The 12370-nt window shown below is 64.8% G+C and carries 12 protein-coding genes; 2 read left to right on the top strand and 10 right to left on the bottom strand.

Features of this window, described 5'->3' with window-relative positions; translation table 11 throughout:
* Window positions 1-5: 5 nt before the first annotated feature.
* The 8 genes from ybgF to ACTTAI_RS17535 all read right to left on the bottom strand — a co-directional run bounded on the left by ybgF (window position 6) and on the right by ACTTAI_RS17535 (window position 6520).
* Entirely contained in the window at window positions 6-833 is an 828-nt protein-coding gene (ybgF, locus tag ACTTAI_RS17500; RefSeq protein WP_444455797.1) for a tol-pal system protein YbgF, read from the bottom strand.
* A gap of 5 nt (window positions 834-838) precedes the next feature.
* The gene (gene pal, locus ACTTAI_RS17505) at window positions 839-1360 is read right to left on the bottom strand and encodes a peptidoglycan-associated lipoprotein Pal (RefSeq protein WP_444452778.1); all 522 of its coding nucleotides are present in this window, start codon (window positions 1358-1360) and stop codon (window positions 839-841) included.
* A gap of 80 nt (window positions 1361-1440) precedes the next feature.
* Window positions 1441-2754 carry a Tol-Pal system beta propeller repeat protein TolB gene (gene tolB / locus ACTTAI_RS17510; protein ID WP_444452779.1) on the bottom strand — a complete coding sequence of 438 codons (1314 nt, stop codon included), beginning with the start codon at window positions 2752-2754 and terminating at the stop codon, window positions 1441-1443.
* 90 nt (window positions 2755-2844) lie between these two features.
* The gene (locus ACTTAI_RS17515; protein ID WP_444452780.1) at window positions 2845-4137 is read right to left on the bottom strand and encodes a hypothetical protein; all 1293 of its coding nucleotides are present in this window, start codon (window positions 4135-4137) and stop codon (window positions 2845-2847) included.
* An 8-nt stretch (window positions 4138-4145) separates the two neighbouring features.
* A complete protein-coding gene (locus ACTTAI_RS17520; RefSeq protein WP_444452781.1) occupies window positions 4146-4652 on the bottom strand; it encodes an ExbD/TolR family protein in 507 nt (168 codons plus the stop codon).
* A 3-nt stretch (window positions 4653-4655) separates the two neighbouring features.
* A complete protein-coding gene (gene tolQ, locus ACTTAI_RS17525) occupies window positions 4656-5351 on the bottom strand; it encodes a protein TolQ (protein WP_444452782.1) in 696 nt (231 codons plus the stop codon).
* A gap of 123 nt (window positions 5352-5474) precedes the next feature.
* The gene (ybgC, locus tag ACTTAI_RS17530; RefSeq protein WP_444452783.1) at window positions 5475-5876 is read right to left on the bottom strand and encodes a tol-pal system-associated acyl-CoA thioesterase; all 402 of its coding nucleotides are present in this window, start codon (window positions 5874-5876) and stop codon (window positions 5475-5477) included.
* Window positions 5873-6520, bottom strand: a complete 648-nt coding sequence (locus ACTTAI_RS17535; protein WP_444452784.1) for a hypothetical protein — start codon at window positions 6518-6520, stop codon at window positions 5873-5875. Before ACTTAI_RS17535 ends, ybgC begins: the two co-directional genes overlap by 4 nt.
* Before the next feature lie 276 nt (window positions 6521-6796).
* On the opposite strand from ACTTAI_RS17535, the gene ileS reads away from it, so the two are divergent.
* Complete coding sequence (gene ileS, locus ACTTAI_RS17540; RefSeq protein WP_444452785.1) at window positions 6797-9766, top strand: isoleucine--tRNA ligase; 2970 nt, start codon at window positions 6797-6799, stop codon at window positions 9764-9766.
* A 214-nt stretch (window positions 9767-9980) separates the two neighbouring features.
* Window positions 9981-10820: an EamA family transporter gene (locus ACTTAI_RS17545; protein ID WP_444452786.1), complete on the top strand. Its 840-nt coding sequence runs from the start codon at window positions 9981-9983 to the stop codon at window positions 10818-10820.
* Here the strand turns inward: ACTTAI_RS17545 and ACTTAI_RS17550 are convergent.
* The gene (locus ACTTAI_RS17550; RefSeq protein WP_444452787.1) at window positions 10817-11515 is read right to left on the bottom strand and encodes a CDP-alcohol phosphatidyltransferase family protein; all 699 of its coding nucleotides are present in this window, start codon (window positions 11513-11515) and stop codon (window positions 10817-10819) included. The genes ACTTAI_RS17545 and ACTTAI_RS17550 overlap by 4 nt on opposite strands.
* Before the next feature lie 83 nt (window positions 11516-11598).
* Entirely contained in the window at window positions 11599-12240 is a 642-nt protein-coding gene (locus tag ACTTAI_RS17555; protein ID WP_444452788.1) for a hypothetical protein, read from the bottom strand.
* Between the last annotated feature and the right edge of the window lie 130 nt (window positions 12241-12370).

Here is a 12370-nt window from a genome sequence, read left to right on the forward strand (position 1 = left end):
CTCCGTCACTGACAGGAAAGCGACGCTTGCGCCGCTGCCACCTTGCCCGCCGCCTCCGAAGAGGGGAACCGGGCCGGAACCTCAGCCAATGTCGCGCAGGCTTCGGTCTGCTGCCCCAGCGAACCAAGCGCCTTGCCGAGTTCCAACAGATCGTCGGCGGCGCGCTTGCCTTCGGGCTCGGCCGAGAAGCCATCGAGCCAGGCCCGGGCCGCGCCCGGCACGTCGCCCGCCTTCATCAGCGCTTCGCCGCGCAGATAGCCCGCATCGCCGGTCAGTGGCCCACCCGGGTAGGTTTCGGTAAAGGTCTTAAAGAGGTCCGCAGCGGCACGAAAGTCACCTTGATCGAGCACCCCCTTGGCCCGATCGAAGTCCGCTTGTTCGTTCATGGCCATGGTCCCGCCAGAAGTCGACGAAGACCCGTTCGAGGCGACCGGCGCGGCTGCCGCAGGCGCCGCACCGCCGAGCGGCTGCGCCTGCCCGACGGCAGAGGGATCGCAGCCTTCTTCCAGTTCGCAGACCCGGAATTCCAGATCGCCGACCCGGTTGGTGCCGTCCTTGACGACCTTGTCCACCCGGTCCTTGAGCTGTTCGGTCATCGCGGTGAGGCGGGTCAGCTCCGCCTCCATCGTGTCCATCCGCTCCAGCGCGGACGACCCGCCCGCGGCCTGCATCCCCTTCGCCCCCGAGGCCACCAGCTCGGTGCGCAGGTCTTGCAGCTGCGCCGACAACTGCGCGAGTTCCGCGCGGATGTCGGCCAGCGTCTGTTTGTCGGCAGCAGCGGCGGGCGCGGCCAGCGCCAGAGCCAGTGCCGTGCCCAGCATCACCCGCCGCATCTGCATCAGCTCCCGGCGCCGACCGAGATCACGGTGACCGCGCGACGGTTCTGCGCGAAGCAGCTTTCCGCGGCGCAGGTGGCGATCGGGCGTTCCTTGCCGTAGGACACGGTGCGCAGACGGTTCGCGGGCACGCCCTGCGAGATCAGGTATTGCTGCACCGAGCTGGCGCGACGGGCACCGAGCGCGAGGTTGTATTCGCGCGTGCCCTGTTCGTCGGCATGGCCTTCGATGATCGCGGCATAGTTCGCATGGCTCGACAGCCATTGCGCCTGACCCGAAAGCGTCGCGCGGGCTTCGTCGGTCAAAGTCGACTGGTCGACGACGAAGTGGACCGTGTCACCGACCTTGCCCGAGAAATACGCCGGCGAGTTCGGGTCGTTGATCGAGCCCTGCGACACGCCGCCCGCGTCGCCATAGGCACCACCCGGATCGACAACGCCATTCGCGCCGTTTTTCGAGGGGTTGTTGCAAGCCGCGAGCGCCATCAGCGCGAGGCCCAGAACCGCTTTCGTTGCAAGATGCATGATATACCGCCTTTTGTTGGTCGTGCCCGTTCGGGGCACCGTATCAGGTTTGCCTGCGTTTGTGAATCAGGCCAGATCACTCAGGGAAGCAGCGGGCCCCAGGTCGGGTCCGAAGCCCCGCCCACGCCAGCCACCGCTTTCAGGTTGCGCCCGGTGATGTCCACGGTGAACATCTTCGCCGCGCCCGCAGCGCCGGGGCTTTCACGGGTGAACATGATCACGCGGCCGTTCGGCGACCAGGTCGGGCCTTCGTCCAGATACGAGGCCGTCAGGTCGCGCTCCTCCGAGCCATCGGTGCGCATCACGCCGATGAAGAAGCGCCCGCCCGATTGCTTGGTGAAGGCGATCAGATCGCCGCGCGGCGACCAGACCGGCGTGCCGTAGCGGCCGTCGCCGTTCGAGATCCGCACCGGCTCGCCGCCGCTGGCCGACATGACATAGATCTGCTGCGAACCCGAGCGGTCGCTTTCGAACACGATCTGGCTGCCGTCCGGGCTGTAGGAGGGCGCGGTTTCGATCGCGGGCGAATTGGTCAGACGCTCGACGCCACCGCCAGAGACCGACATGCGGTAAAGGTCGGTGTTGCCGTTTTGCTCGAGCGAATAGACGATCGAGCTGCCATCAGGCGAGAACCGCGGCGAGAAGGTCATCGTGCCGGGGGTTTCCGGCAGCAGCTTGCCCGAGGCATTGCCCACCGACATCATCTTGATCCGGGGGAAGCCGGTCTCGAAGGTGGTGTAAAGGATGCGATCCCCCTGCGGCGAGAACCGCGGCGCCAGCACGATGGCCGAGCTGTCGGTGAGATAGTTCACGTTCTCGCCGTCGTAATCCATGATGGCGAGGCGCTTCTGACGTTTATCCTTCGGACCGGATTCCGAGACATAGACAACGCGGCTGTCGAAATAGCCGCTTTCACCGGTGATGCGCGAATAGATCACGTCGGCGACCTTGTGCGCCAGACGCCGCCAGCTTTGGGGGCTGGCCGCCAGTTGCTGACCATCGCCCAGCTGGGTGTTGCCGTAAACGTCGAACAGGCGGAACTTCACCACCACCTTGCCGCCCGACATGCCGACCGAGCCGACGATCAGCGCTTGCGCATTGATCGCCTGCCAGTCGGCATAGCTCACCGGCGTGTCGAAGCTGCCGAAATGCTGGATATGCGCGCCTTCCGGAATCTCGCGGAAGAGGCCGGTGCCCGAGAGGTCATCGGCGATCACCCGGGTGATCTGGCTCGCCAGACTTCCCGCGCCTTCGTCCACGAAAGTGGGCAGCGCATAGGGCAAGGGCTCGATCACCCCCTCGTCGAGTTCGATATGCAGCGGCCCCTGCTGGGCCACAGCCATCCCCGTTGTCAGCATCATCGCCGCCGCCGCGGCCAAAATCCAACGCACCATGTTCCGTCCTCGTCCGGGCCTTGCGCCCTGTTCTATCCGTGTTTTCCGGGCGCCCGTCATCACAAGCGCCTGACCACCCGCGGTTTCCCGCTATTTCATCCGCATCTTCGAAGGATTGAAGACGATCTCGATCTGCTGCCACCAGCCGAATTTCTCGGCCGGAAGCGGGAAGCCATCCGAGCCACAGCGCACGATCGCGCGCCGCGCCGCTTCGAACGCCTGTCGTGCCGCCGCATCCGACCCGCCCGTGGAATCGACCATCTTGATCGAACTGATCACCGGCTTGCCGTTTTCCTGCATGTCGACCCGCACCGTCACCGTGGTCCGAAGCGCCTCCGACGAGAGCGCACCGACATTCCAGCAGGCCTTCACATCGACAATCAGCGCCTCTTTCTCGCCCGCGGTCACCGGCGGCCCGTTCTTCGCGATGCCAAGTCCGCCCGTCCCAGTGTCGCTGCTCGCGCTGTCGCTGCTGGCATTGTCGCCGCCCAGAGCTTCGGCCAGCGCATCGTTCACCGCATCAGAGCTGACCGGTTTCGACGAGGCAGGCTTGTCCGAGGCCTTCGAGGGCTTGTCGGACTTCGGTTTGTCCGATTTCGGCGTATCGGTCTTCGGCTTGTCAGCCGGTTTGTCCGCGGCTTCGGCGGTCTGGGTCTCTTCCGGCGGCTTCACCGCGGGCTTGGCCGGTTTCTTCGGCGGCCGTGGCGAGGATTTCGGCGCCGAGGTGGTCTCTTCCTCGACGGGTTTCGTCTCCTCGGGCACGATCTCGGTCGAGGATTCCGGCGGCGCGGCCTCTTCCTTCGGCTTTTCCGGCTGCTCTTCGGGCTTCGCCGTTTCCTCGGGCTTCGTTTCCGGCTCGGCCAGATCCGACACTTTCGCATCGGGCGCGGGGGCGTCGGCCGGTTTCGGCGCGATGCGCTGCGCCGGTTTCGGCTGCGGCCGCGGCGAGAATTGCGGGGCCTCGGTGTCTTGCGGCTCTTCGACCGGCGGCATCATCGAGGGCGGAACCTCGGTCACCTCGGCGGGCGGCGTCGGCTCGGTCACGTCAGACATGTCCGGCGGCAGCTCGGGCTTCGCTTCGGGGGGCGTCGGTTGTTCGGGCTGCGGCTCCGGGGTCGGCGCCTCTTCGGCGGTCGGCTCCGCGGGCGCGGTCTCGGCCGGGGCCGTTTCGGGCTGCGCGGGCGCGGCAGAGCCCGCCTTCGGCGCCGCCGCCTGCATCGCCTCGAATTCCGCCTCGGAAATCATCCCGGCCGGTTTGATCTCGACCGGGTCGGTCGGCTCGGGCTTGAACCATGCCGTGCCGATGAGCGCCCAGAGGATCACCGCAAGGTGCAGTGCCGCCGAGACCCCCGTGCCGATCCGTTCCGCCCGATCCATGCGCATGGCGCGCCTCAGTTCCCTGTTTTCGCCGGGGCGCCCGTCTTCACCGACCCGCCGGTCAGCGTCGGCCCGCCCGGGTCGGTCACGAGGATGATGTTGGCAAAGCCACCGGCGTTCAGCGCGCCCATGACTTCGACCACACGCGAATAGGGGATGCCGCCATCGGCGCGCAGGAAGACCTTGTCACTGTCGCGCTCAGAGGAAATCGCCTTCAGCCGGTCGATCAGTTCTGCCTCGGGAACGGTCTCGTTCATCAGCGAGATCGTGCCGTCCAGCTGCAGCGACACCGCGAGCGGCTCTTCCTGCTCGGTCGGCACGGCCTTGGCCGCGGTCTTCGGCAGTTCCAGCGGCACGCCCACGGTCATCATCGGCGCGGCCACCATGAAGATGATGAGCAGCACCAGCATCACGTCGACCATCGGCGTGACGTTGATTTCGGCCATCACGGCATGTTTGCCCTTGCCGCCCCGGCGCCGACGACCACCGCCGCCCGCCTTCTTCATCACCCCCGCGCCCATCGCTTACGCGTCCAGCTGGCGCGAGAGGATGGTCGAGAATTCGTCGGCAAAAGCCTCGTAGCCCGAGGAGATCTTGTCGGCGTCGGACGACAGCTTGTTGTAAAGCACAACGGCCGGGATAGCGGCGATCAGACCGATGGCGGTGGCGACGAGCGCCTCCGAAATCCCGGGGGCGACGACGGCCAGCGAGGTGTTTTGCGAAATCGCGATCTGTTCGAAGGCGACCTTGATCCCCCAGACCGTGCCGAAAAGCCCGATGAAGGGCGCGGTCGAGCCGACGGTGGCAAGGAAGGACAGACCCGAGTTCAGCGCTTCGCTTTCCTTGGCGATCGCCACATCCATCGAGCGCTCGATCCGGGCCTGCGCCCCGGCGATCAGCTCGCCGTCATGGCGATGGCTGCGCCGCCATTCCAGCATGCCCGCCGCAAAGATGCGCTGGCTCGCCCCGTCCGGGGCCGGTCCGATCTGGTCGAAAAGCTCGTCCAGCGGCTCGCCCGACCAGAAGGCGCGGTCGAAGGCATCAGCCTCGACGCGGGCGGCGCGGAACGAGATGAACTTGCGGATGATGATCGACCACGACCAGAAACTGGCCCCGATCAGGATGATCATCACGAATTTGACGGTCAGCGAGGCGCGCAGAAAAAGCGCAAGCAAGGAGAAATCCATCTCCTGCGCCATCGCAAGGGTTTGCTGGTCCATTGGTCACTGCTCTCATACGGGCCACGTTCTCGGGCCTCTTAACAGTGATTCTACCGGATATTGAGGGGTAAAGCCATAACAACTGCGTCATTGTTGTGGCACAATTGCTGTCCTGCAGCGAAATCAATGCAGTTTCGGCGCGATCCTGGCGCGAATTTCGGCCGGAAGCCGCCCCGCAGCCCCGGTTTCGGTCAAAGAGACCAGCGTTACCGTCGCGGTAAAAAGCTTGTCATCGCCGCGCCAGACCGCCTGTTCGACGACAATCCGCGCCCCGGTTTCGGCCAGAAGCTCAGTCGTCACCCGCAACTCGTCATCGAATTTCGCCGGTTTCAGGTAATCCGCCTCGACCCGGCGCACGGCAAAGACGATGCCATGATTGCGCTTGAGCGCGACCTGATCCACGCCAAGGCTGCGCACCCATTCGGACCGGCCGCGCTCGATGAACTTCAGGTAATTGGCGTAATAGACGATCCCGGCCAGATCGGTGTCTTCGTAATAGACGCGCAGTTTCAATTCGTGGCTCATGCCGCCCCTCCCAGTCCGATCCGTGCTGCCAGCCGCAGCGCGTGACTTGCGTCCGTCGCCACCGCAGGCATCACCGGATCGTAGGCCGCGCGGATCACCGCCGCAATCTCAGGGCGGATCACCGCCACCCCCTTCGCCTCGGCCAGGGGCGGCTGGGCGGCAAAGGCGCGCTCGCCCCAGGTCAGGATCATCTGCACCGCCTGATTGAGCGCGATCGTCTCGGCGGGCACTTCATCGAGCGCGGCATCCATGCGGATGAAGCTGAAACAGGCGCGAATGGCGCCCGCATCGTCAAAGCGGAAGGTGCGGAACTGGTTCGCCCCCGCATCATCGAGCCGCGCGACGATGTCGGACAAGCCGTCGATCATCTGATCGAGGTTCGGCACCTCGAGCAGTTCCTGCCAGTCGCGGAAGAAGAAGATCATCAGATTGGCGCCGATCTCGGCGTCGGTTTCCGCCATCTTCGCATTTGCAAGCACCACCACCGCCTCGGTCGCGCCCTTGACGATGGCGAGCGTCGCCGCATCGACGCCAAACACCACCGGCACGATCGGCCGCCCCCAGCGCGCAAAGCGATAGCCCGCCGCCCCGGTGAACAGCGCCGCGATTTCCTCGGCACTCGGCATCGTGCTTGTGTCCCTCATTCCCACCCCCATTCGCTGCGTGGCAGCGTAAGGCATCACACCGGGGCTTGCCAAGGCTCTGACCGGCGCTTTTCCGGCCCGCTTCGCGCTTGCCCGCCCCCGTCGCCGCGCCTATAACGCCGCCATGACCGGGCTTTGCTTCATACATCGAATTACCGGCCCGGCGCTCTGACGCGTCAGGGTTGCCGGGAGATAGTCGCAAAGCCCCGGGCACGGAGGTGCCCAGTTCAAATGCCGGGCGCGCAGGCGCCCCCCTCAGCCAGACATGGATGCATGATGAGCGCCGACACGCCCGAAACTACCGTCGATTACCGCGACACCGTCTTTCTGCCCGAAACCGACTTTCCGATGCGCGCGAACCTTCCGGGGCGCGAACCCGATTGGCTGGCCCGCTGGGAAAAGATCGGCGTCTATGACCGGCTGCGCGAGAAATCGGGCCGGGCGCCGTTTGTCCTGCATGACGGCCCGCCCTATGCGAACGGGCATCTGCACATCGGCCATGCGCTGAACAAGATCCTGAAGGATTTCATCGTCCGCAGCCAGCAGATGATGGGCCGCGATGCGCGCTATGTGCCGGGCTGGGACTGCCACGGCCTGCCGATCGAATGGAAGATCGAGGAACAATACCGCGCCAAGGGCCTGAACAAGGACGACGTGGACACCGTCGCCTTCCGTCAGGAATGCCGCCGCTTCGCCGAGGGCTGGATCGATATCCAGCGCGAGGAATTCAAGCGGCTGGGCGTCACCGGCAAATGGGAACGCCCCTATCTGACGATGGATTACCACGCCGAAGCCGTGATCGCCGAGGAGTTCATGAAGCTTCTGATGAACGGCAGCCTGTATCAGGGGTCCAAGCCCGTGATGTGGTCGCCCGTTGAAAAGACGGCCCTCGCGGAAGCCGAGGTCGAGTATCACGACCACACCAGCCACACGATCTGGGTGCGGTTCAAGATCGTTGATGCCGGTGCAACGCTCAGTGGCTGGGCGAGTGATACGGATTACACGCAACAACAGCTTACCCAGAAACTGATGGCTGCTTCGGTTGTGATCTGGACGACGACGCCTTGGACCATCCCCCAAAACCGCGCAGTCTCGTTTAGCGAGAGCATTCGCTATGGGCTTTACGAAGTTTTGGAGGTCGCGGAGGGAAGCACCGCCAAGGTCGGCGAAACACTCATTCTCGCGGACAAACTCGCTGAAGCCGTGGGGAACGCTGCCAAGATTGTGCGTCTTGCGCGGCTCTCATCAGTCACCGCCCTTGAGCAAGTCACTCTCGCCCACCCCTACCGTGGCATCGAAAACGGCAACGGCGAATGGGATTTCGACGTCCCGATGCTGCCGGGCGATCACGTCACCGACGACGCCGGGACCGGCTTTGTCCATACCGCGCCCAGCCACGGCGATGACGACTATCAGATGGGCCTCAAATTCGGCCTGCCGATGACCTACAACGTCGAGCCCGATGGCACCTACCGGACCTCGCTGCCGATCTTTGGCGGTCAGGCGATCATCCTGCCCGATGGCAAGGAAGGCCCGGCAAACGTCTCTAACTTGAGAGCCTTGGGGCCGGTCGAAAAGGGCGGAACCGGGGCGCTCTTGGCCAAGGGCAAGCTCAAGCACTCTTACCCGCATTCGTGGCGCTCGAAGGCGCCGCTGATCTTCCGCAACACGCCGCAATGGTTCGCCGCCATCGACGTGAAGCTGAATGACGGCATGGGCACCTATGGCGACACGATCCGCGCCCGCGCGCTGACCTCGATCGACACGCTCGTGCAATGGACCCCGCCCACCGGGCGCAACCGGCTTTACTCGATGATCGAGGCGCGGCCCGACTGGGTGCTGTCGCGTCAACGCGCCTGGGGCGTGCCGCTGACCTGCTTCACCAAAAAGGGCGCGCAACCGACCGACCCGGATTTCCTGCTGCGCAACCCCGAGGTGAACGCCCGCATCTCGGCGGCCTTCGAGGCCGAGGGCGCCGATGTCTGGTATACCGAGGGCTTCAAGGAGAAGGTGCTGGCAGGCATCGTCAACCCCGAAGACTACACGCAGGTCTTCGACGTGCTCGACGTGTGGTTCGATAGCGGCTCAACCCATGCCTTCGTGCTGCGCGACCGCGAGGATGGCACGGCGGACGGCATCGCCGATCTTTACCTCGAGGGCACCGACCAGCACCGCGGCTGGTTCCATTCCTCGATGCTGCAGGCCTGCGCCACCAAGGGCCGCGCCCCTTATCGCGGCGTGCTGACCCACGGCTTCACGCTCGACGAAAAGGGCATGAAGATGTCGAAATCGCTCGGCAACACCGTGGCCCCGGCCGATGTGATCAAGGATTACGGCGCCGACATCCTGCGGCTGTGGGTGGCGCAATCGGATTACACCGTCGATCTGCGGATCGGGAAGGAAATCCTGAAAGGCACCGCCGACAGCTACCGCCGCCTGCGCAACACGCTGCGTTTCATGCTCGGCGCGCTTTCAGGCTTTGCCGAGGAAGAACGGGTCAGCCCGGCCGAAATGCCGGAGCTGGAGGCTTGGGTGCTGCACCGTCTGGCCGAACTCGATACGGTGGTGCGCGAGGGCTATGCGGCTTACGACTTCCAGGGCGTGTTCCAGACCCTTTTCACCTTCTGCACGGTGGATCTTTCCGCCTTCTGGTTCGACATCCGCAAGGACGCGCTTTACTGCGACGCCCCCACCAGCCTGCGCCGCCGCGCCGCGCGCACGGTGATGGATGAGCTCTTCCAGCGCCTGACAAAGTGGCTCGCGCCGATGCTGCCCTTCACCATGGAAGACGTCTGGCTGAGCCGCTTCCCGGGCGAGGCGAACTCGGTCCATCTGGAGGACTTCACCGCGACGCCGTCCGACTGGCTGAACCCGGATCTGGCGGAAAAGTGGGACGGCATCCGCAAGGCCCGCCGCGTGGTGACCGCGGCCTTGGAAGTGCAACGCACCGCCAAGGTGATCGGCGCCAGCCTTGAAGCCGCGCCCGTGGTGCATGTCGAGGACACGGCGCTCGAAGCCGCGCTGAAATCGGTCGACTTCGCCGATATCTGCATCACCTCGGACCTGAGCCTGACCACCGACCCTGCGCCCTCCGAGGCGTTCCGCCTGCCCGAAGTGCCGGGCATCGCCGTTCTTTTCGAGGCGGCCGAAGGCGAGAAATGCGAGCGCTGCTGGAAGATCCTGCCCGATGTGGGCAGTCACAAGCACGCCTGCACCTGCGCGCGCTGCAATTCCGTGCTGGGCTGAGCCTCGACACCACCGATCCGCAAAAAGGGGCGCCTTCGGGCGCCCTTTTCATCTCGCGCAAGGGCGTATTTGGGCCAAGAAAAAGCAGCCCCCCTTTATCTTGCCTCAAATATCTCGGGGGGAGTCCGCTTGCGGACGGGGGGCAGAGCCCCCCTTGCCCCGCCTGCGGCCCCTCGTTACCGATGGGCGGGGCGTGACAAAAGAGGGAGCCGCGATGAGCCTTTCCATTCTTCTCGCGGTGCTGGCCGCAGCCTTCCTGCATGCGCTCTGGAATGCGCTTCTGCGCTTTGGCGGCTCGAAGATCCGCGCCATGGTGATGCTGAGCTACATGGAGGCCGCCGTCGGTCTGGCAATCGCGCTCTCGCGTCCCTGGCCCGAGGTGGCAGCGTGGAAATGGGTCGCGGCGGCAAGCTGCGTGCATTTCTTCTACAAGTATTTCCTTGCCCATGCCTACGAACAGGGCGATCTGAGCCGGGTCTATCCGATCGCACGCGGCACGGCGCCGATGATGGTGGCGGTCGTCTCGGCGCTCTTCGCGCTCGATACGATCGAACCGCTCGGCTATGTGGGCATCGGCGTTCTGGGTCTTGGCATCCTCTTCATGGCGCGGGGCGTTTTCACCGATGGCGAGAGCCGCCGCCTGCTGCCCTTTGCCTTCGGCTCGGCCTGCGCCACCGCGACCTATACGCTGACCGACGGGCTGGGTGCCCGCGTTGCGGGGGATGCGGCGGGCTATGTCGGCTGGCTGATGGTGGGGGGCGGGCTGCTCTTCGGTCTGGTGATGACCTTCAGTCGGCCGAAGGGCTTCATCACCGTCGCGCCCCTGAAGGATTGGGGCATGGCGGCAGCGGGAGCGGCGGCCTCTTACGGCGCCTATGCGATCTCGATCTGGGCGATGACCAAGGCGCCGATCGCGCTGGTCGCCGCGACGCGGGAAACCGCGATCCTGTTTGCCGTGCTGATTGGATGGCTGGCCTTTGGCGAAAGGATGACGCGCTCGAAAGCCACCGCGGCTGTGCTGATCGTCGCGGGGGTCGGGCTGACCCGGCTTTAGTCGTGGTGGCGCGAGGGGATGATCTGCTGGGCGATGCCCGCGAACATCAGATAGACCGAGGTCACGACCAGCCCCCAATGCGCCCAGGAGCCTTCCTCGAAATTCACCCAAGCGGCGCGGGCCGCGAAGATCGTCCAGAGAAGCGCCATCGTCAGCGAGAGCGGCCGCCAGCGCACCGTGCGGGTCGGGTGGATGAATTTCAGCGGGAAGAACATCGCCACGGCCAGCGCCAGAACCACGCCCAAGGTCACCCAATACGACGGCCAGATCGCAAACAGCACCAGAACCACCATGTTCCAGCACGCCGGAAAGCCGGAAAACGAGCAATCTTTCGTTTTCATCCGCGTATCGGCGAAATAGATCACCGAGGTGTAGATGATCGCGATGATCGCCAGCCACCCGGTCCAGCCCGGCAACAGCCCCGACTTGAACAGCGCATAGGCCGGAATGAAGACATAGGTCAGATAGTCGACGATCAGGTCCATCAACACGCCGTCATGCGTCGGCCAGTTGTGCTTGGTGTCGAACTTCCGCGCCAGCGGCCCGTCGACGCCATCCACGATCAGCGCCACGACCAGCCACAGGAACATCAGCGCCCACTTTTCCTCGACCGCCGCGAGCATCGCCAACATCGACAACACCGCACCGGTGGCGGTCAGCAGGTGAACGGAGAGGGCCTTGAAACGAATGTCCATGCGCCCTTCCTGCCCTAATCCTGCAAGGGGTGCAAGACGGGCCGGATGCATAAACCCGGCCCGTCCCATGGTCACGATGTCGCTTACGCAACCGCCTTCAGGAGCGACATGAACTGGTTCGCCGTGTCACGGTTGATCGTCACCGTATCCGAGGAACTGCTTTCCGAGGTCATCGCCGAGAAGAGCGACTCGTAAAGCGATTGCACCGAAGAGGTCGAGCTGCTCGTGGTGGTGGTCTCATCTTCGCTCTCCGAGCTGCTTTCCGAGCCCGGCGGCGGGCCAGGGGGCGGACCGGGGGGCGGGCCAGACATGCCTTGCGTGCCCTCGGCGGAGCCGGATTGCATCGACTCTTCCGCCGCGGTCAGCTCGGTTTCGGTCAGAAGACCGTCCCCATCGGTGTCGATCGAGCTGAATTGCGACGAGAGCAGATCCGAGACCGGGCTCGCGTCGATTTCGGATTGCGACAGGGCCCCATCGCCATCGGCATCGTCATTGGCGGCCAGCGCCTCGAACAGCGATTGGCTGTCTGCCCCACCCGAGGCCGATGTCGGCGGCGGAGGGGGCCGGGGCGGCGAACCGCCCGCAGCAAAGCTCGACGCCGTCGAAGAGGTCGTCGACGTTGAGGAGCTCGTCTTCGAAGAGGAACTGCCCGACGCTTGTTGCAGCAACGCCAGCGCACTGCTGCTCGAATACGAGGACAGAGAAGTCAGGGAGGAAACGCTCATCATACGATCCTTTCTGGATGACTGCGTGGCCCGACGTTGCGCCCTGACGATGAACGAAACCTTACCTGCCCTCCGGTTCCCCCCTAAACCTTCGCTTATAACCGCTTGGATTGTAACGGTTTGGCGGGGT

Origin of the sequence: Rhodobacter capsulatus (assembly GCF_052363175.1) — a bacterium.
In the GTDB taxonomy this organism is placed as follows: domain Bacteria; phylum Pseudomonadota; class Alphaproteobacteria; order Rhodobacterales; family Rhodobacteraceae; genus Rhodobacter; species Rhodobacter capsulatus_D.